At 71.1% G+C, this 18681-nt stretch carries 19 protein-coding genes; 10 read left to right on the forward strand and 9 right to left on the reverse strand.

The features are described from left to right. Positions 1-128: 128 nt before the first annotated feature. From tilS to folE, 4 genes are all read left to right on the forward strand, one after another. Positions 129-1166, forward strand: coding sequence for a tRNA lysidine(34) synthetase TilS (gene tilS, locus ACFY0D_RS02200; protein ID WP_390796516.1), 1038 nt, complete (start codon positions 129-131; stop codon positions 1164-1166). Between the two features lie 65 nt (positions 1167-1231). After that, positions 1232-1792, forward strand: coding sequence for a hypoxanthine phosphoribosyltransferase (gene hpt, locus ACFY0D_RS02205; protein ID WP_030228417.1), 561 nt, complete (start codon positions 1232-1234; stop codon positions 1790-1792). A 205-nt stretch (positions 1793-1997) separates the two neighbouring features. Then, on the forward strand, positions 1998-4025 hold the full coding sequence (gene ftsH / locus ACFY0D_RS02210) for an ATP-dependent zinc metalloprotease FtsH (protein ID WP_382544974.1): 2028 nt from the start codon (positions 1998-2000) through the stop codon (positions 4023-4025). 105 nt (positions 4026-4130) lie between these two features. Further along, entirely contained in the window at positions 4131-4739 is a 609-nt protein-coding gene (folE, locus tag ACFY0D_RS02215; protein ID WP_381845450.1) for a GTP cyclohydrolase I FolE, read from the forward strand. A 51-nt stretch (positions 4740-4790) separates the two neighbouring features. On the opposite strand, the gene ACFY0D_RS02220 is transcribed toward folE, so the two are convergent. The 6 genes from ACFY0D_RS02220 to ACFY0D_RS02245 form a co-directional block, all read right to left on the reverse strand. Further along, positions 4791-5276, reverse strand: coding sequence for a DUF3180 domain-containing protein (locus tag ACFY0D_RS02220; RefSeq protein WP_390796517.1), 486 nt, complete (start codon positions 5274-5276; stop codon positions 4791-4793). Between the two features lie 49 nt (positions 5277-5325). Continuing rightward, on the reverse strand, positions 5326-5934 hold the full coding sequence (gene folK / locus ACFY0D_RS02225) for a 2-amino-4-hydroxy-6-hydroxymethyldihydropteridine diphosphokinase (RefSeq protein ID WP_390796518.1): 609 nt from the start codon (positions 5932-5934) through the stop codon (positions 5326-5328). After that, positions 5931-6290, reverse strand: coding sequence for a dihydroneopterin aldolase (folB, locus tag ACFY0D_RS02230; protein WP_030010912.1), 360 nt, complete (start codon positions 6288-6290; stop codon positions 5931-5933). Before folB ends, folK begins: the two co-directional genes overlap by 4 nt. A gap of 129 nt (positions 6291-6419) precedes the next feature. Next, on the reverse strand, positions 6420-6863 hold the full coding sequence (locus ACFY0D_RS02235; RefSeq protein WP_266603374.1) for a nuclear transport factor 2 family protein: 444 nt from the start codon (positions 6861-6863) through the stop codon (positions 6420-6422). A gap of 25 nt (positions 6864-6888) precedes the next feature. Beyond that, positions 6889-7761, reverse strand: a complete 873-nt coding sequence (gene folP, locus ACFY0D_RS02240; RefSeq protein ID WP_390796519.1) for a dihydropteroate synthase — start codon at positions 7759-7761, stop codon at positions 6889-6891. An 85-nt stretch (positions 7762-7846) separates the two neighbouring features. Further along, a complete protein-coding gene (locus tag ACFY0D_RS02245) occupies positions 7847-9694 on the reverse strand; it encodes a phosphatidylglycerol lysyltransferase domain-containing protein (protein ID WP_390796520.1) in 1848 nt (615 codons plus the stop codon). Positions 9695-9846: 152 nt separating this feature from the next. Between ACFY0D_RS02245 and ACFY0D_RS02250 the strand changes: the two genes are divergently transcribed. Beyond that, the gene (locus ACFY0D_RS02250) at positions 9847-10956 is read left to right on the forward strand and encodes an alpha/beta hydrolase-fold protein (RefSeq protein WP_351148288.1); all 1110 of its coding nucleotides are present in this window, start codon (positions 9847-9849) and stop codon (positions 10954-10956) included. A gap of 103 nt (positions 10957-11059) precedes the next feature. On the opposite strand, the gene ACFY0D_RS02255 is transcribed toward ACFY0D_RS02250, so the two are convergent. Continuing rightward, a complete protein-coding gene (locus ACFY0D_RS02255) occupies positions 11060-12022 on the reverse strand; it encodes an ABC transporter ATP-binding protein (RefSeq protein WP_390796521.1) in 963 nt (320 codons plus the stop codon). A gap of 149 nt (positions 12023-12171) precedes the next feature. Between ACFY0D_RS02255 and ACFY0D_RS02260 the strand changes: the two genes are divergently transcribed. The 4 genes from ACFY0D_RS02260 to ACFY0D_RS02275 all read left to right on the forward strand — a co-directional run bounded on the left by ACFY0D_RS02260 (position 12172) and on the right by ACFY0D_RS02275 (position 15742). Next, positions 12172-12924, forward strand: a complete 753-nt coding sequence (locus ACFY0D_RS02260) for an ABC transporter permease (RefSeq protein WP_390796522.1) — start codon at positions 12172-12174, stop codon at positions 12922-12924. 4 nt (positions 12925-12928) lie between these two features. Then, positions 12929-13600 (forward strand): ABC transporter permease, encoded by a 672-nt coding sequence (locus tag ACFY0D_RS02265; protein ID WP_390796523.1) that lies wholly within the window; start codon positions 12929-12931, stop codon positions 13598-13600. 34 nt (positions 13601-13634) lie between these two features. Beyond that, positions 13635-14627: an ABC transporter substrate-binding protein gene (locus ACFY0D_RS02270; protein ID WP_390796524.1), complete on the forward strand. Its 993-nt coding sequence runs from the start codon at positions 13635-13637 to the stop codon at positions 14625-14627. Positions 14628-14725: 98 nt separating this feature from the next. Continuing rightward, positions 14726-15742 (forward strand): hypothetical protein, encoded by a 1017-nt coding sequence (locus ACFY0D_RS02275; protein WP_390796525.1) that lies wholly within the window; start codon positions 14726-14728, stop codon positions 15740-15742. A 38-nt stretch (positions 15743-15780) separates the two neighbouring features. On the opposite strand, the gene ACFY0D_RS02280 is transcribed toward ACFY0D_RS02275, so the two are convergent. Continuing rightward, a complete protein-coding gene (locus ACFY0D_RS02280) occupies positions 15781-16374 on the reverse strand; it encodes a TetR/AcrR family transcriptional regulator (RefSeq protein ID WP_390796526.1) in 594 nt (197 codons plus the stop codon). Between the two features lie 116 nt (positions 16375-16490). Here ACFY0D_RS02280 and ACFY0D_RS02285 point away from each other — a divergent pair, with 116 nt between their 5' ends. Next, entirely contained in the window at positions 16491-17402 is a 912-nt protein-coding gene (locus tag ACFY0D_RS02285; protein WP_390796527.1) for an NAD(P)-dependent oxidoreductase, read from the forward strand. On the opposite strand, the gene ACFY0D_RS02290 is transcribed toward ACFY0D_RS02285, so the two are convergent. Next, positions 17399-18649 carry an alpha/beta hydrolase family protein gene (locus ACFY0D_RS02290; RefSeq protein WP_390796528.1) on the reverse strand — a complete coding sequence of 417 codons (1251 nt, stop codon included), beginning with the start codon at positions 18647-18649 and terminating at the stop codon, positions 17399-17401. The genes ACFY0D_RS02285 and ACFY0D_RS02290 overlap by 4 nt on opposite strands. Between the last annotated feature and the right edge of the window lie 32 nt (positions 18650-18681).

Here is an 18681-nt window from a genome sequence, read left to right on the forward strand (position 1 = left end):
CGGTTCTGTCACCATCGACGCACTCTGAGTGACATCCTCCCGTTCCGCGGGGGCAGCCGGGCAGCAGCACCTCAGCACACCACCCCAACGCCTCCGAGGCATCCGAACTCCATCGAAGGGCACCGGACATGGGTCCCCATCCTGCGGTCGCGGCGATACGCCTGGCGGTCCGCCGCGTACTCCACGACGTCCTCACCGACCACACGGGCACTCCCGCCGGCCCCCGCCGCGCCGGGGGCCCCCTGCCGCTCGTCCTCGTCGCCTGCTCCGGCGGCGCCGACTCCATGGCGCTCGCCTCCGCCCTCGCCTTCGAGGCCCCCAAGCTCGGCATCCGGGCCGGCGGCATCACCGTCGACCACGGACTGCAGCCCGGCTCCGACCTGCGCGCCGCCGAGGTCGTCACCCGCATGACCGCACTCCGCCTCGACCCGGTGGAGTCCGTCGCCGTGCGCGTCGGCCGCGACGGCGGACCCGAGGCCGCCGCCCGCGACGCCCGCTACGGGGCCCTGGACGAAGCCGCGGACCGCCTCGGCGCCGCCGCCGTGCTGCTCGGCCACACCCGGGACGATCAAGCCGAAACCGTCCTGCTGGGCCTGGCCCGCGGCTCCGGCATCCGCTCGCTCTCCGGCATGCCGGAGGTCTCCGGCGGCAGCGCGGGCCGCACGAACCGCTACCGCCGCCCCTTCCTCCAGGTCGACCGGCAGACCGCCCGCAAGGCCTGCATGGTCCAGTCCCTCCCCGTCTGGGACGACCCGCACAACATCGACCCCGCCTACACCCGCTCCCGGCTGCGCCACGAGGGACTGCCCGCCCTGGAGAAGGCGCTCGGCAAGGGAGTCGTCGAGGCACTCGCCCGCACCGCGCAGCTCTCCCGGGACGACGCCGACGCCCTGGACTCCTGGGCCGCCGAGGCGGAGACCGGCGTACGCGACGCGGACGGCCGCCTGGAGTGCGCCAAGCTCTACGCCCTGCCCCCGGCCGTCCGCCGCCGCGTGCTGCGCAGGGCCGTCGTCGCGGCGGGGTCCCCCGCGGGCTCGCTCTTCGCCCGTCACATCGAAGAAGTCGACCGCCTCATCACCGGTTGGCGCGGTCAGGGCGCCATCAACCTGCCCGGCCGGGTCGAGGCCCAGCGGCAGGGTGGCAGACTTGTCATCCGGCAGGGCTGATTGGTGCTGAAACACGGCTGAGTCCTCCGGGGTCGCCCCCGGAGCCCCGGCCGACAACGAAAGTGATGCGGGTGGACGAGAAGGACATGGGCAGCGACCTCCAGTCGGTGCTCATCACCAAGGAAGAGATCGACGCGAAGCTGGCCGAGCTGGCCGCGAAGATCGACGCGGAGTACGCGGGCAAGGACCTGCTCATCGTCGGTGTGCTCAAGGGCGCCGTGATGGTGATGGCGGACCTGGCGCGTGCCTTGTCCACCCCGCTCACCATGGACTGGATGGCGGTGTCCTCGTACGGCGCCGGGACCCAGTCCTCCGGCGTGGTGCGGATCCTCAAGGACCTGGACACCGACATCAAGGACAAGCACGTCCTGATCGTCGAGGACATCATCGACTCGGGCCTGACGCTGTCCTGGCTGCTGTCGAACCTGGGCTCCCGCCAGCCGGCCTCCCTGGAGGTCGTCACGCTGCTGCGCAAGCCCGAGGCCGCGAAGGTCGCGATCGACGTGAAGTGGGTCGGCTTCGACATCCCCAACGAGTTCGTCGTGGGCTACGGCCTGGACTACGCGGAGAAGTACCGCAACCTGCCGTTCGTCGGCACGCTCGCCCCGCACGTCTACGGCGGCTGATCCCGCTCCCGCCCCCCGGGAACCCCGGCAAGCCCGCGGGGAACCTGGGGGCGGTTCCCGCCGTTGAAGCAGGGGAAGGCGGGTCTGTCAGCCGTCCCACAGGGCCGCGGGTGACAATTCAGGGGTACATTCCGAAGAACAGTCTTTACTCACAGCAGCATTTACCTACGGGCAGGAGGGACGGGACGCCTGGCGTCCCGTATGGATGGACGTGAAGCGATACTTCCGTGGGCCGGTCATGTGGATCGTGCTGGCCGTCCTCGCCGTGGTCGTGTTGATGAATGTCGTCGGCTCCGGCGGCGGCTACAAGTCGGTGGACACCAGCGAGGTCATCAAGGCGATCAACACTGGCCAGGTGGAGACAGCCAAGCTGACCACCGGCGACAGCCAGATGATCAAGATCGAGCTCAAGCAAGGCGAGAAGCTCGGCAAGCACGACGGCACCAAGTTCCAGGCCAACTACATCGGGGATCAGGGCGTTCAGCTCGCCCAGAGCCTCCAGACCAAGTACGACGCCGGTCAGATCCCGGACGGGTACTCCGTCACGCCGGACAAGACCAGCCCGTTCCTGAGCGTGCTGCTCTCGCTCCTGCCCTTCGTGCTCATCGTCCTGGTCTTCCTGTTCCTGATGAACCAGATGCAGGGCGGCGGCTCCCGGGTCATGAACTTCGGGAAGTCCAAGGCCAAGCTCATCACCAAGGACACCCCGAAGACCACGTTCGCCGATGTCGCGGGCGCGGACGAGGCCGTCGAGGAACTCCACGAGATCAAGGAGTTCCTGCAGGAGCCGGCGAAGTTCCAGGCCGTCGGCGCCAAGATCCCCAAGGGTGTGCTGCTGTACGGCCCGCCCGGCACCGGAAAGACCCTGCTCGCGCGTGCCGTCGCGGGCGAGGCCGGTGTCCCCTTCTACTCGATCTCCGGATCCGACTTCGTCGAGATGTTCGTCGGTGTCGGTGCCTCGCGTGTCCGTGACCTGTTCGAGCAGGCCAAGGCCAACGCCCCGGCGATCGTCTTCGTCGACGAGATCGACGCCGTCGGCCGGCACCGCGGTGCGGGTCTCGGCGGCGGTCACGACGAGCGCGAGCAGACCCTCAACCAGCTGCTGGTCGAGATGGACGGCTTCGACGTGAAGGGCGGCGTCATCCTGATCGCCGCCACGAACCGTCCGGACATCCTCGACCCGGCGCTGCTGCGCCCGGGCCGCTTCGACCGGCAGATCGCGGTCGACCGTCCGGACATGCAGGGCCGTCTGGAGATCCTCAAGGTCCACCAGAAGGGCAAGCCGGTCGCCCCGGACGTCGACCTGGGTGCCGTCGCCCGTCGTACGCCCGGCTTCACCGGTGCCGATCTCTCCAACGTCCTGAACGAGGCCGCGCTGCTCACGGCCCGCTCGGACAAGAAGCTGGTCGACAACCACGCGCTGGACGAGGCGATCGACCGTGTCGTGGCGGGCCCGCAGAAGCGGACCCGGATCATGTCGGACCGGGAAAAGAAGATCACCGCGTACCACGAGGGCGGACACGCCCTGGTCGCGGCGGCCTCCCCGAACTCCGACCCGGTCCACAAGATCACGATCCTGTCCCGCGGCCGGGCCCTGGGTTACACCATGGTCCTGCCCGACGAGGACAAGTACTCGACCACGCGCAACGAGATGCTCGACCAGCTGGCGTACATGCTGGGCGGGCGCGCGGCGGAGGAGCTGGTCTTCCACGACCCGACCACCGGCGCGGCGAACGACATCGAGAAGGCCACCGCCACGGCGCGGGCCATGGTCACGCAGTACGGCATGACCGAGCGTCTCGGTGCGATCAAGTTCGGCGGCGACAACACCGAGCCGTTCCTGGGCCGCGAGATGTCGCACCCGCGGGACTACTCGGAAGAGGTCGCGGCGCTGGTCGACGAAGAGGTCAAGAAGCTCATCGAGACCGCGCACAACGAGGCCTGGGAGATCCTGGTCGAGAACCGTGACGTCCTCGACAACCTGGTCCTCGCGCTGCTGGAGAAGGAGACGCTGAACAAGGAGCAGATCGCCGAGATCTTCTCGACGATCGTGAAGCGTCCGGCCCGCCCCGCGTGGACCGGCTCCTCCCGCCGCACCCCCTCCACCCGTCCGCCGGTGCTCTCTCCCAAGGAGCTCCAGCTGACGAACTCGGCGAACGGCACGTCTGCCGCCGTCGCGCCGGTCTCCACGGAGAAGGGCATCGAGGTGGCTCCCGAGGACCGCCCCGAGTAACCGGCGGCTCGCCCCACCCGGAATGGAAGCCGCGCCCCCCAGGTTCTAGCCTGGGGGGCGCGGCACATTTGTACGACCGCGTGTGCGGACAGGAACGAGGATGAGATGACCGACCCAGTGACCCTGACCGGTGACGAGGGCAGGATCGGCGAGTTCGACGAGAAGCGCGCGGAGGCGGCGGTCCGCGAACTCCTGATCGCGGTCGGCGAGGACCCGGACCGTGAGGGCCTCCTGGAGACCCCGGCGCGCGTGGCGCGGTCGTACCGGGAGATATTCGCCGGGCTGTACCAGAAGCCCGAAGAGGTCCTGACGACGACGTTCGACCTCGGGCACGACGAGATGGTCCTGGTGAAGGACATCGAAGTCATGAGTTCGTGTGAACATCATCTGGTCCCATTTCACGGCGTCGCGCACGTCGGCTACATCCCGTCCACCGACGGCAAGATCACCGGCCTGTCGAAGCTGGCCCGCCTCGTGGACGTGTTCGCCCGCCGTCCGCAGGTGCAGGAGCGCCTGACCACGCAGATCGCGGACTCCCTGATGGAGATCCTGGACCCGCGCGGGGTCATCGTGGTCATCGAGTGCGAGCACATGTGCATGACCATGCGCGGCGTCCGCAAGCCCGGCGCGAAGACGATCACCTCGGCGGTCCGCGGCCAGCTCCGCGACCCCGCCACCCGCAACGAGGCCATGTCCCTGATCATGGCCCGCTGAGCCGGTACCCGAGTCGGCCCCGGCCCGGGGCCGACCGACAGGCCTCTGCCCCTAGGCCCGGGCCGGGGCCTTGGTCGGGTCCTCGTCCTCCGGGAGCTTGAGGACGTGTTCCAGGAAGAGGGCGGCGGCGACGACCGCCACGCCCGCCAGGACCGAGAAGCCGGCGTACCAGGCCTGGTCGCGGCGGGCGGGGACGTCGAGGGCGTCCGTCAGCAGGAAGACGCCCACCCCGCCGTACATGCCCGCCACCAGCGCCGCCACCAGGGCACTGGCCTGGCCGAAGACCACGGCGCGGGCCGCCATCAGCGGCTCCACGCCCTTGGCGCCCGGGCGGCGCTCCCGCTGGGCCTTGAGGCGGGCGCGCATGGACAGGGCCGTGGCCAGCAGCACCGCCGCGATGATGCCCAGGACGATCGGCGCGGCCAGCGGAACGCCCGGCAGGGTGCCGTACGCGTTCCACAGCCGGGCACCGGCCCAGGACAGGACCCCGGCGACCACGAAGATGCCCGCCAGGACCCCCGGCCTCAGTTGCTTCACTTGCGCGTTCCCCACTTTCAGCGAGTAGCCGTGGACAGGCTACTAACGACTACTCGGGGAGGTGGAGTTCCAGGTCGGGGCGCGGCGCCACGCCGACCAGGCCGATTTCGGCCAGCAGCGCCGTGACCGGGCCGCGGCCCGGGATCTGGGCCTCCGGGTCGATGTCGTGCCAGGGGGCCAGCACGAAGGCACGCTGGTGGGCGCGCGGGTGCGGGAGGGTGAGGACCGGGTCGTCGGAGACCCGGTCGGCGTACGCGACGATGTCGACGTCGATCGTGCGCGGGCACCAGCGCTCCTCGCGGACGCGGTCGAACGCCTCCTCGACGGCGTGCGCGCGCTCCAGGAGCGAGGACGGCGGCAGGGTGGTCTTCACGGCGACGACCGCGTTGAGGTACGAGGGCTGCGAGCCGGGCGCGACGCCCCACGGCTCGGTCTCGTAGACGGGGGAGACGGCCTTGACCCGCATGCCGGGGGTGTCGCCGAGGGCGTCGATGGCGCCCTGCAGGGTCTCCAGCCGGTTGCCGAGGTTCGAGCCGAGCGCGATCACGGCCCATTTGGGGTTGGACAGGGTCACGTCCGCCGCGTCGACCGTCTCGACGACGGAGGCGGGTACCGGCTGGACGGTGGGGTCGCTCTGTGCGTTCAGTCCGTTGTTCATGCGCGGCTCCGGGTGATCGTGATGGTCACGTCGTCGAAGGGGACGGTGATGGGCGCGTCCGGTTTGTGGACGACGACCTCCACCTGTGCCACCGCTTCGTGCTTGAGGCACTGCTGGGCGATTCGCTCGGCCAGGGTTTCGATCAGGTCGACGGGCTCACCCTGGACCACGTCGACGACCTCCTCGGCGACGACCCCGTAGTGCACGGTCTTCGCCAGGTCGTCTCCGGCCGCCGCGGGGCGGGTGTCGAGGTGCAGCACGAGGTCGACGATGAAGGTCTGGCCTTCCTCGCGTTCCCGGGGGAAGACGCCGTGGTGCCCGCGAGCCTTGAGGCCGCGCAGCGCGACACGATCCACGCGAATCACTCCTGCTTTGGTAGGTGCTTCCGGTCCCGGGGCTCCCCGGGGCCATGGCTGCGCCGAGTGCGGTCGGCGTCGTCCGTCTTCGAATTTACCTGCGAAATACTCCGGCTCCCGCCGGAGGGGTCAGGAGGCGTCCTCCTCCTCGTCCTCGTCGGACTCCGTGAGGACCGGAGAACCGTGGTGGGACCAGAGGCGCCAGCCCTCGGATGTGCGTCGGAACACATTCGTCGCGACGACCAGCTGACCGACGAGCGGGCCGAGTTCCCCGCCGTCCTCGGCGGGCCCGCCGCTGAGGATGTTCTCCGTACACGTCACCAGGGCGGTATCACCTATTACGGCCACTTTGGTGTCGGTGAGGAAGAACTGGATGTAGTCGGTGTGCGACATGATGAGCGCGTACGAGCGCAGGACCTCGCCGCGGCCCGAGAGCACCGGCCAGCCGGGGTGGACGCAGGAGATCTCGTCCTCCAGCCAGAGCGCCGACAGTGAGTCGAAGTCCCCCCGCTCCATTGCCTCGTAGAAGGCCGTGTTGACCTCTTCGACCGCCTCGATGTCGGTTCTGCTCACGGTGCTCCTTGTCGGTGGGTACGGATCAGAGTGCGCCTTCCACGGCACGGGCCACCCGAACCGCGTCCGCGGTCGCCCGTACCTCGTGCACCCGTACGGCCCAGGCGCCCTGGTGGGCGGCGATCGCGGAGACGGCGGCCGTGGCGGCGTCCCGTTCGCGGGCGGGCGGCGGGGTGGTACCGGCCCCGCCGGCCAGGACCCGGCCGAGGAAACGCTTCCGCGACGCGGCGACCAGCAGCGGGAAGCCCAGGGCGCGCAGCTCGGGCAGGTGGGCGACGAGGGCCAGGTCGTGCTCGGCGTTCTTGGCGAAGCCGAGTCCGGGATCGATGAGGAGCCGCTCGGGGGCGATCCCGCCGGCCACGACCGCGTCGATCCGGGTCCGCAGCTCGGCGGTGACCTCGGCGACCACGTCGTCGTAGACGGCGAGGCCGTTCATGCCGGCGCTGAAGCCGCGCCAGTGCATCACGACGAAGGGCACCTCGGCGGCGGCGACGGCCGGGATCATCCCGGGGTCGGCCAGGCCGCCGCTGACGTCGTTGACCAGGGTCGCGCCGGCCTCGACGGCCCGGGCGGCGACGACCGCGCGCATGGTGTCCACGGAGACGGTGACGCCTTCGGAGGCCAGGCCGCGGACCACGGGGACGACCCGGCGCAGCTCCTCCTCCTCGTCGACGCGGGAGGCGCCGGGGCGGGTGGACTCGCCGCCGACGTCGACGAGGTCGGCGCCGTGCTCGACGAGGTCGAGGCCGCGCTTGACCGCGGCGGTGGTGTCGAACCAGCGGCCGCCGTCGGAGAACGAGTCGGGGGTGACGTTGACGACGCCCATGACCGCGCAGCGGTCCCAGTCCGGCAGACCTGCGACCCGGCCCCTGCCGGTGGCTCCGCGCTTCGTGTTCATAGGTCCAAGGGTAGGGCTGACCTGGATACGACAGGGCCCCGGCGTCTCGCGACCGCCGGGGCCCTGGACGGGCATGTGCGGGGGGTTACGCCGCCTGGACCTCGCGCTCCGGCTGCTTGGGCACGGCCGTCATGTGGTTGTGCGTGCAGGTGCGCACCGGCTTGGGACGGCGGCGGCTGGCGAAGAGCCGGGGCAGGGCCACCGTGACGAAGCCCTCGGCCTGCATCACGGCGAAGCCGATGCGGGGCAGGTCGCGGCTGTTGCGGTAGACCATGAAGCGCGGCTCCCAGCGGGGGCGGAACTTCTCGTTGAACTTGTAGAGCGACTCGATCTGGAACCAGCGGGAGAGGAAGACCAGCAGGCCGCGCCACATCCGCAGGACCGGGCCGGCGCCGATCTTCTCGCCGCGGGCGAGGGCCGCGCGGAACATCGCGAAGTTCAGCGAGACCTTCTCGATCTTCAGGCCGGGGGCGGCCTGGAGGGAGGCGACGATCAGCAGCTCGTTCATGCCGGGGTCGGCGGCGCGGTCGCGGCGCATCAGCTCCAGCGACATGCCGTCCTTGCCCCACGGGACGAAGTGCAGGACGGCCTTCAGGTCGCCGAAGGGGCTGGTGTCGCCCTCCTCCACGCGGTGCGCGGTGGCGATGAAGCAGTCGCCGTCGCCCTCCTCGCCGACCCGGCCCAGGGCCATCGAGAACCCGCGCTCGGTGTCGGTGCCGCGCCAGGCCTCGGCCGCGCCGCGGACCCGTTCCAGCTCCTCCTCGGTCAGCTCGCTGACCCGGCGCACCTGGGTGGTGTAGCCGTTGCGCTCGATGCGCTTCACCATCTGGCGGACATTGCGCATGGGACGGCCCGCGAGGGAGAAGTCTTTGACATCGACAATCGCCTCGTCACCCAGCTCCAGGGCGTCCAGACCGGTCTCGCGGGTCCAGACCTCGCCACCGGTCTCGCTGCAGCCCACGACGGCCGGGGTCCACGAGTGGGCCTTGGCCTCCTCCATGAACCGCTCGATCGCGCCGGGCCAGGCCTCGACGTCGCCGATGGGGTCGCCGGAGGCGAGCATCACACCGGAGACGACGCGGTAGGTGACGGCGGCCTTGCCGCTGGGGGAGAAGACGACGGCCTTGTCGCGGCGGAGCGCGAAGTGGCCGAGCGAGTCGCGGCCGCCGTGCTTGGCCAGCAGCTCGCGCAGCTTGCCCTCGTCGTCGGCGGTGAGCCGGGCGGCCGGGTGCTCGGGGCGGAAGGCAAGGTAGATGGTGGTGAGGGCGGTCAGCATGCCGAGGGCGCCGAGGGAGTAGCCGACGGTCCAGGACACCTGGCCCGCGTAGTCGACGGGGCCCTCGAAGCCGAAGAGGCCGTAGACGACGTGCGTGATCTGCTCGTACAGGCTCGGGTTGCCGACGACCCGGTTCGGGTGGACGTTCACGATGAGCAGGCCGAGCCCGATGGAGCCGGCGCTCATCACGACGAAGTTGGCGAGGGCCTTCCAGCGGCTGCGCGGGTCGGGCAGCGCCTTGAACTCACTCTGGTGGCGCAGCAGCAGCGCGAAGAGCACCGCCGCGATGATCAGGCCGGGGATCGAGTGCCTGTAGAGGAACTGCGCCACGGCACCCGCCGGCAGCAGCACGACCGCCGCCCGCCAGGCCCGGCGCTTGCGGCGCTTGAGGCCGTGCGCGAGCAGCAGGAGCAGCACGCCCGCGCTGATGGCGAGGGCCGCTGCGAACGGCCCGAAGACCGGCAGCACCTCCGCCAGCGCGTGGATCCGGCTGTGCCGGAAACGCGGGAACACCCCTGCCGCGATGTCCAGAAGGCCGACGATCATGACGGCCGTACCTACCAGGCCGGGCACCGACTCCGGCTGTGGGCCTCGGAGGATTCGGCGGACCCTGCTCGGAACCTGTCCCGACTTATCGCCATCTATCCTGCTAGACATCGCTTCCCGTTGCTCCGCGAGAGATCATGTGGCCGAAGGCCGCGACAGCCTCCGGTGTGTGGTGCGTCCCTTAGGACGACATCGACGAGGAGCGGGTTCACTCTTTCGTCGGAAAAAAACAGTCCTGCCACCAGAAAGTCGACTGACTGCTCATGGGTCTCACCAGTAATACGGTTCTGGCGCTGGCCATCATCGCCGGTGTGCTGCTCTTCGCAGCCACGGTGTGGTTCTGGCCGAAGCTCTCGGGCCGCACCTGGCGCGCGTTCGCCGGCCGGATCGGGCTGCTGCTGGCGACCCAGCTGGCGCTGTTCTCGGCTGTGGGGCTCGCGGCTAACAAGTCGTTCCTCTTCTACGGTTCCTGGGCCGACCTGCTCGGTCAGGAGACGTCCATGGGCAAGGTCGTCGACCACTCGATGAGCAGCAAGGACATCAAGGTCGTCGACAAGCAGAAGCTGGACGTACCCGGTGGCGCCAAGCCCCAGGTCGGTGGTCAGATCCTGAAGGTTGCCATAACCGGGCAGAAGTCGAAGATAACGAGCCCCGGCTACGTCTGGCTCCCGCCGGAGTACTTCCAGCCCCAGCACAAGGACCAGAACTTCCCCGCGTCCATCGTCCTGACGGGCTACCCGGGCACCGCCGAGAACCTCATCAAAGGGCTCGACTACCCCATGAAGGCCTTCAGCCTGTCCAAGTCGGGCAAGATGAAGCCGATGATCCTGGTCATGCTGCGCCCGACCGTGGCGCCGCCGCGTGACACCGAGTGCGTCGACATACCCGGTGGCCCGCAGACCGAGACCTTCTTCGGCGAGGACCTCCCGCAGGCCATCACGGACACCTTCCGGGTCGGCAAGAAGCCCCAGAACATGGGCTTCATCGGCAACTCCACGGGCGGCTACTGCGCCCTGAAGATCGCCGCGCACTACCCGCAGACCTTCGGCGCCGCCGCGGGTCTGTCCGCGTACTACGAGGCCCCGGACGACCCGACGACCGGTGACCTGTTCCACGGGGACGAGAAGCTGAAGAAGCGCGCGGATGTGCTGCACAGCATCGAGCACAAGAAGCCGACCGGTACGTCGTTCCTCGTGACCAGCAGCGAGAAGGGCGAGCCGAACCTCTCCGACACCAGGAAGTTCATCAAGAAGGTGCAGGGCCCGGACCGGGTCTCCTCCATCATCCTCGACAGCGGTGGCCACAACTTCAACACGTGGCGACGGGAGATCCCGCCGATGCTGACGTGGATGAGCAACCGCATCCAGGCCTGACCCGCCTCGCGCCGACACCCGACACCCGGCGCCCCCGACCGCCCGACGCACCCGTGACCGGCCTCCCCGAGGCCGGTCACAGCTGCTTCCGGGACCGCCCGGCCTACGCCTCCTGCAACTGGGCCCGGCGCAGTGCCCGGTGGACGCCCTCCGGAGTCAGTACGCCGACCAGCGCGCCGGATTCCGGGTCCGTGACCCCGATCCGCCCCGAGTCCTCCTGCAGCAGGGCGGAGAGCGCCTCGCGCAGCGTCGCGCCCAGCTCCACCGAGGCCGCCGGGTCCTTCCCCTGCGCCGCGGCCAGGTCGGCCGCCTCGACCGCGGTGACCGCGAGCCGCTTGAGCCCCCGGTCGGCGCCGACGAAGGAGGCCACGTAGTCGGTGGCGGGCGCCCCGAGCACCGCCGCCGGGCGGGCGAACTGCTCGATGGTGCCGGTGCCGTAGACCGCGATGCGGTCGCCGAGCCGGATCGCCTCCTCCAGATCGTGGGTGACCAGCAGGATCGTCTTGCGCACCGTCCTCTGCAGGGTCAGGAACTCGTTCTGCAGCCGCTCGCGCACCACCGGGTCCACCGCGCCGAACGGCTCGTCCATCAGCAGCACCGGCGGATCGGCGGCGAGCGCGCGGGCCACGCCGACGCGCTGGCGCTGCCCGCCGGACAGCTGCTCCGGGTACCGGCCGCCGTACACGGCCGGGTCCAGGCCCACCAGCTCCAGCAGTTCGGCCGCCCGGGCGCGGGCCTGCGCCTTGGGGGTGCCGATCAGCTGCGGCACGGTCGCCGTGTTCTCCAGCACCGTCTTGTGCGGGAACAGCCCGACCTGCTGGATGACGTACCCGATCCGGCGGCGCAGCTCGACCGGATCGGCGGCCGCGATGTCCTCGCCGTTCAGCAGGATCCGGCCGGAGGTCGGGTCGATGAGCCGGTTGACCATCTTCATCGTGGTCGTCTTGCCGCAGCCGGACGGTCCCACGAGCGTGACCAGCTCACCTTCCGCCACCTCGAAGGACAGGTCCTCGACGGCTGTCGTCCCGTCGGGGTAGCGCTTGGTCACATGCTCGAATCGGATCACAAGCCCATCTTTCCGCACGCCGGCCGCTGATTTGTGAAGGGCGTGTTGCCCCACTGCGAAGGATTCCGGCCATTGAGGGTGGTGGGGGTTAGGGTCGCTGTGACGGGTGATCGTGAAGACGTACGTTCGAATGACGGGGGGTGAGGGGCATGGCGGCGCAGAACTGCCTGGTGGCGAACGACTGGATCTGCTGGGACTACGTCACCTCCCGCTCCCAGGAACTCACCGACGCCACCCTCGAACACATCTGGATCACGGGCGTGTCGGTCCTGATCGGCATAGCCGTGTCCGTGCCGCTCGCCCTGCTGGCCCGCCGCGGCCGCCGCTGGGCGGCGCCCGTCCTGGGCCTGACCACCCTCCTCTACACGATCCCCTCGCTGGCCATGTTCTCCCTGCTGCTGCCGGTCTTCGGGCTCTCGGCGGCGCTGGTGGTGACCGGGCTGGTGCTGTATTCGCTGACGATCCTGGTCCGCAACGTCCTGGCCGGCCTGGAGGCCGTCCCCGAGGACGTACGGGAGGCCGCGCGCGGCATGGGATACGGCCCGGGGCGCCTGCTGTGGCAGGTCGAACTGCCCCTCGCACTGCCCGCGCTGCTCGCCGGGGTCCGGATCGCCACCGTCTCGACGGTCGCGCTGACCACGGTCGGCTCCATCGTCGGCAAGGGCGGCCTCGGCAATCTCATCGCCCCGGCCGTGAACAGCTCCTTCAAGGCCCAGGTGCTCACCGCCTCGGTGCTCTGCGTGCTGCTCGCGCTCGTGGCCGACCTGCTGCTGCTCGGCGTACAGCGGCTGCTCACCCCGTGGACCCGGGCCGGTGCCGGTGCCGGTACCCGTGCGCGTGCCGGTGCCCGGCCCGCCGCTCCGGCTCCGGCTTCGGCTTCGGCTCCGGCGAAGGAGGCCTGAATCCGTGGGCGTCATCGGAGGGGCCTGGGACTGGCTGGCGAACGGCGCCAACTGGTCGGGGGAGAGCGGTGTCTGGCACCGGCTCGGCGAGCACGTCTACGTCAGCGCGGTCGCGCTCGCGATCGCCTGCGCGGTGGCGCTGCCGATCGGCCTGTTCCTCGGCCACCTCGGCAAGGGCGGCACCCTCGCGATCAACATCTCCAACATCGGCCGCGCCGTCCCCGTCTTCGCCGTGCTGGCGCTGTTCATGGTCTCCCCGCTGCGCAACGCCGGCTACCTGCCCACCATCGCCGCGCTCGTGCTCTTCGCCGTCCCGCCGCTGCTGACCAACGCCTACGTCGGCATGCGCGAGGTGGACCGCGCGGTCGTGGAGGCCGCCCGCGGCATGGGGATGTCCGGGATCCAGCTCTTCCTGCGCGTCGAACTTCCACTCGCGCGCGCCATGGTGATGACCGGGCTGCGCTCGGGCGCCGTACAGGTCATCGCCACGGCCACGATCGCCGCCATGGTCGGCCAGGGCGGCCTCGGCCGGATCATCACCGCCGGCTTCAACACGTACAACACCCCGCAGGTCGTCGCGGGCGCCCTGCTGGTGGCCGCACTCGCCCTGCTGGTGGAGGGCGCGCTGGTGGCGGCGGACCGGCTGCTGCTGCCGCGGGCGGCGGCGTCCCGCTGATTTCCTGTCCATCGCCTCGAAACGGAGTACCTCCATGACCAAGACCACGCGCGTCCTCGGCGCGTCCCTGGGCGCCCTGGCCCTGACGGTGTCGCTGGCCGCGTGCGGCGGCGACAGCCTGGAGAAGAGCAAGGACGGCGGCTCGGCCTCCGCCGACTCCTCCTCGTCCGCAGGCGGCGGCAAGGGCAGCCTGGTGATCGGCGCGGCCGGGTTCACCGAGTCGAACGTGCTGGCCGAGCTGTACGCGCAGATCCTGAAGGACGCGGGCTACAGCACCTCGGTCAAGACGGTCAACAACCGTGAGCTCTACGAGCCGTCGCTGGAGAAGGGCGAGATCGACGTCGTCCCGGAGTACGCGGCCACGCTCGCGGAGTTCCTCAACGCCAAGGTGAACGGTCCGAAGGCGCCCGAGGAGAAGCCGGTCGCCTCCAGCGACGTCGCGGCGACGGTGGCGGGCCTGGAGAAGCTCGCGGCCCCGCTCGGCCTCAAGGCGCTGGCCGCCGGTGAGGCGGTCGACCAGAACGCATTCGCCGTGACCAAGGAATTCGCCCAGAAGAACAACCTGAAGACGCTTTCCGATCTTGGCAAGTCCGGACTCAAGGTGAAGATCGCGGCGGGCGACGAATGCAGTGTCCGGCCCTTCTGCGCGCCGGGGTTGACCAAGACGTACGGAATTCAGGTTTCCGGTATCGACCCGAAGGGCGTCGGCACCCCGCAGGCCAAGCAGGCGGTCAAGGACGGCGCCGACCAGCTCGTGCTCACCACGACCACCGATGCCACCCTCGACAGCTACGGCCTGGTCCTGCTGGACGACGACAAGAAGCTCCAGAACGCCGACAACGTCCTGCCGGTGGTCAACGCCAAGGACGCCGGAACCCCGGAGGTCGCCGCCGCGCTCGACAAGCTGACCAAGGTGCTCACGACGGCCGATCTGGTCGACCTGAACCGCAAGGTGGACGCCGAGCGCGCCAAGCCGGCCGACGTCGCGAAGGCCTACCTGGAGTCCAAGGGGCTGCTGAAGAAGTAGGGCGCACGGGGTTGATCGGGAAAATCGGCTCAACTGACCGGGAAGAGTTTGCCGGGCGGGTATCCCACTGGACCCCCATGCCCTGTAAATTTCGGGCCATGCCCCGTGGACGCCACCGCAATCCCGAACCCCTGCACCGGCTTCTCACGCCGACGACCGTGGCCGGTGTGTCCGTCGCCGCCGCCGGCGCGGCCTGGCTGCTGGCGGAACCGATGGCGCTCCGGCTCCTCGTGGCCGTCACGGCGGCGGCCGGGGTCGCCGGCGCCGTCGTCATGCGCGCCTGGGACCGCTCGGCGGGCCGCCGCGTCGCCGAGCTCGCGCGCGAGCGGGTCAAGGACGAGTGGCGGACCGACGAGCGGATAGCCGAGCTCGAATCCGACCTCGAAGAGGCCCGGATGCTGCGGGCCAGGCTCGACGCCAAGCTGCGCGCCAAGCGGGTCGAACTGGCGGGCCTGCGCGGCGAGCACGCGGCGCTGCTGCGGCGGTACGCGACCGCCGAGACCGAGCGCGCCAGCGCCCTGGAGGGTCGCCGGCTGCTGGCCATCGAGGCCTCCGCCGCGCCGGCCGCCGCGCCGAAGGAACTTCCGCCCGTCACCGAGGAGCGCACCTCGGCGGGCGCGCCCACCGCGGTCGGCTACGCCCGGGCCCACTCGGCCCTGGAGGCGCTGGCCTCCCGCCGGCGGGAGGCGCGGGCGCTGCCCGCGGGGCCGTCGGCCCCGGAGCCCGATCCCGGTCCCGGTCCCGGCCGTGGCCACGCTCCCGCCCCCGCTGCCGCGGCCTCGCTCCCGGCGCGCCGTCCGGCGGCCGCGGTGGCCCCGTACGCGGCCCAGCGGCGTACCGCCTCGCGCGTCGAGGGCGGCTTCGACTTCTTCGGCACCAAGAACGCGGCGCAGGCCCGGGCGGTGATCGAGTCGGTGCAGAACGAGGACCTGGCCGACGTGGTCGGCGCGGAGGCCCTCGCGGTGCACAAGGCCGAGTCCGCCCAGGCCGTGGCCGAGCCGGAGTTCAAGCCGGCGACCGACGAGACCCGCGCGGTGGGCCAGGTCATCGACCTGACGGCCCATGACGAGACCGAGCCGATCGACGTGGCGCGCCTGCGGACCGCGATCTCCTAGGTCCTGTCCTGTCGCACCTGCCCGGCCGGTCGCCGGGGTCAGTCCCGGTAGGAGGCCACCAGCCGGGCCAGGTGCCGGCCCGCCACCAGCAGCGGGGTGCGGCTCATGGTGACCTGTGAGGTCGTCTCGGCGCCCTCCAGGGTGTTGATCACGGTGATCGCCAGGTCGCGGGCCTCCGGCTCCGGGTAGCCCGACGCCAGGAGCTTCGCGGCCACCAGGTGCTGCCAGTTGGCGAAGGCCTGGGCGCAGGCCGCCTGGAGCTCCGGGAGGCGGCCGACCGTCTCCAGAGCCGTGGCCGTCACCGGGCAGCCGTCCCGCCAGTCGGAGGCCTCCAGCGCCTGCGCGAGCACGGCGGCCACGCCCTCGACCGCCTCCGCGGGGTCGGTGTGGGCGGCGAGCCCGGCGCGGAGCAGCTCCGCGAACTCCTCGTCGCCGAAGTGGATCGCGGCCACCGCGAGTTCCTGCTTGCCGCCCGGGAAGAAGTGGTACAGCGAGCCGAGGGTGGCCTCGGCCTCGCGGACGAGCTGCTTGACCGGGGTGTTTTCGTATCCGCCGTGCTGCATGAGGCGGGATGCGGTGCGCACCAGCCGGTCGCGCGTCCCGGGTGCTGTGGTCGTCGCTGCTGTTGCCATGGGCGTGATCCTACCGCCGAATCTAGATAGAGCGTTCGTTCTAGTCCCGTGCTACGGTCGTCCCGAGCGCTGGATAGAGCGTTCGTTCCAGACGATGCGTGGGGGAGAACTCCGTCATGAACCAGATCCGTACCACCAGGGCCCAGGACGCCAAGGTCACCGTCGTGGGCCTCGGCCCGATGGGCCGTGCCATGGCCGCCGCCTATCTCGACGCCGGCTTCGAGGTCACCGTGTGGAACCGCAGCGCGGGCAAGGACGACGAGCTCGTCGCCCGTGGGGCCCATCGCGCCGCCGACGTCGCCGAGGCAGTCGCCGCGAGCCGGCTGACCGTGCTCAGCCTCATCGACGTCGAGGCCATGTACGGCACGCTCGGCGACACCGACCTCGGCGGCCGCGTACTGGCCAACCTGTCCTCGGACGTCCCGGACAAGGCCCGTGCCGCCGCCCGCTGGGCCGAGGCGCGCGGGGCCGCGTACCTCACCGGCGGGGTCAACGTGCCGCCGGCCGGCATCGGCCAGGAGGGCTCCTCCGTCTTCGTCAGCGGCCCGCCGGAGGTCTACGAGGAGCACCGCGCCGCGCTCGACGTGCTCGCCGCCACCGACTACCGGGGCGCCGATCCCGGCCACGCGCAGCTCTACTACCAGCTCAACATGATCCTTTTCTGGACCGCCTACACCGGCTGGTACCAGGCCGTCGCCGTCGCCCGCGCCAACGGGCTGACGGCGGCGGACATCCTCCCGTACGCCGGTTACACGGCCGACAGCATGCGCGGCTTCTACACCGGAGGCGCCCCGCTGATCGACGCCGGCGAGCACGGCGGCGAGCACGAGCGCCTCGCCATGTGCGCCGCCAGCGTCGAGCACATCCTGCACACGGCCGCCGACTCCGGTGTGGACACCGGGATCCTGACCGCGCACGCCGAGCTCTACCGGCGCGGTGTCGAGGCGGGCTTCGGCGCGGACAGCAGCTCGCGCCTGATCGGCCTGCTGGGCGGCACGGCCCGGCCGGCCCGGCAGGCCGCGGCCTAGCGGATCGAGTCGAACCAGCGGACCACCTGCGGTGCCGAGCGGACCGCGGTGGCCGTGTGGTCGGCGTCCGGGCCCTGGTCCACGACCTTCGCCCGGACCCCGTGTCGGGCCAGATCGGCGGCGCAGGCCCGGGAGTTGGCGATCGGTACGTCCGTGTCGCCCCCGGCCGCGTAGAGGCGTACGGGCACGGCGGGCTTCCAGTCGCAGACGCCGTCGTTGGCCCGTATCGCCTCCAGCAGGGCCCCGCGCGGGCCGCGGATGTTCTCGGTCCACTGCGGGGTCAGCAGCTCCTGCGGCGTCGCCGGGAGCGCGGCCACGATGTCCTGCGGCCGGTGGCTCCCGTCGAACAGTCCTTCCACAGCCTGTGCATAGGGCGCGCGGAACACCTCGGCCGGGTCCTTGTAGAGAGGGTGGAGCCGGTTCTGGGCCGTGAGGAAGTAGGAGAGGTAGAAGACGCCGACGCGCGGATCGACCCGGCCGTCGGTGAGCCCGGGGAACTCGCTGCCGAGCAGGTCGTGCGGCCCGGCCATCGGAGCCAGCGCCCGCAGCCGCAGGCCGTCCCGTCCGCGGGAGAGCTCGCGGCCCAGGGCCATCGCCACCTGCCCGCCCTGGGAGAAGCCGGTGGCGTACACGTCCCTGCTGACCGGGCGGCCCAGCCGGTCGGCGGCGGTACGGGCGGCCTTCAGCATGTCGACGGAGGCCGTGACCGAGGACCGGGTGTCCATGTACGGGTGGCTGCCCGGGCCGCCGCCCAGGCCCAGGTAGTCCGGCGCGGCGACGGCCCGGCCGGCGGAGGCGTGCAGGTAGGGGGTGAGCCGGTTGGAGCCGGCGCCCCCGGACGGGGCGTCGTCGCGGGTGGCGACCGTACCGTGGGTGTCGGAGACCAGGTCGAGGCGGTGCGGGCCGCCGCGCGGCAGGACGAACAGCCCGGTCGCGGTGGTGGGCCGGCCCTGCGGGTCCACGGTGGCGTAGGTCAGCCGGTAGGCGCGCACGCCGTACCGGACTGTCGCCGGGTCGATGCCCAGCGTGCCGAGTTCGGCGACGACCCGGTCGCGGTCGAGGGTGTCCAGCGGGATCACGGAGACCAGATCGCCCCGGGCGGCGGCCGGTGCGGTGGCCCGTGCGGCGGGCGCGGCCATGGCCGCCGGGGCGGCGATCCCGCCGAGTACGGCGGCGAGGGCCACGGCGGCGGCGCCGCGCCGCAGCCACTGCCGGCGCTGCTGCTTGCTGTGCTGCGTGATCGTCATGCCGGGAACGCTACGGACGCCCGCCGCGCCCC

Source organism: Streptomyces sp. NPDC001502 (genome assembly GCF_042894785.1).
GTDB classification, from domain to species: Bacteria; Actinomycetota; Actinomycetes; order Streptomycetales; family Streptomycetaceae; genus Streptomyces; species Streptomyces kutzneri.

Bases quoted from the DNA above. Each gene is read 5' to 3' on its own strand.
- ACFY0D_RS02270 (WP_390796524.1), top strand. From the start codon at position 13,635: ATGACCAAGACCACGCGCGTCCTCGGCGCGTCCCTGGGCGCCCTGGCC.
- folK (WP_390796518.1), bottom strand. From the start codon at position 5,934: ATGAACAACGGACTGAACGCACAGAGCGACCCCACCGTCCAGCCGGTA.
- ACFY0D_RS02260 (WP_390796522.1), top strand. From the start codon at position 12,172: ATGGCGGCGCAGAACTGCCTGGTGGCGAACGACTGGATCTGCTGGGAC.
- ACFY0D_RS02245 (WP_390796520.1), bottom strand. From the start codon at position 9,694: ATGTCTAGCAGGATAGATGGCGATAAGTCGGGACAGGTTCCGAGCAGG.
- ACFY0D_RS02290 (WP_390796528.1), bottom strand. From the start codon at position 18,649: ATGACGATCACGCAGCACAGCAAGCAGCAGCGCCGGCAGTGGCTGCGG.
- folE (WP_381845450.1), top strand. From the start codon at position 4,131: ATGACCGACCCAGTGACCCTGACCGGTGACGAGGGCAGGATCGGCGAG.
- folP (WP_390796519.1), bottom strand. From the start codon at position 7,761: ATGAACACGAAGCGCGGAGCCACCGGCAGGGGCCGGGTCGCAGGTCTG.
- tilS (WP_390796516.1), top strand. From the start codon at position 129: ATGGGTCCCCATCCTGCGGTCGCGGCGATACGCCTGGCGGTCCGCCGC.
- hpt (WP_030228417.1), top strand. From the start codon at position 1,232: ATGCGGGTGGACGAGAAGGACATGGGCAGCGACCTCCAGTCGGTGCTC.
- ftsH (WP_382544974.1), top strand. From the start codon at position 1,998: ATGGACGTGAAGCGATACTTCCGTGGGCCGGTCATGTGGATCGTGCTG.
- ACFY0D_RS02250 (WP_351148288.1), top strand. From the start codon at position 9,847: ATGGGTCTCACCAGTAATACGGTTCTGGCGCTGGCCATCATCGCCGGT.
- ACFY0D_RS02275 (WP_390796525.1), top strand. From the start codon at position 14,726: ATGCCCCGTGGACGCCACCGCAATCCCGAACCCCTGCACCGGCTTCTC.
- ACFY0D_RS02280 (WP_390796526.1), bottom strand. From the start codon at position 16,374: ATGGCAACAGCAGCGACGACCACAGCACCCGGGACGCGCGACCGGCTG.
- ACFY0D_RS02285 (WP_390796527.1), top strand. From the start codon at position 16,491: ATGAACCAGATCCGTACCACCAGGGCCCAGGACGCCAAGGTCACCGTC.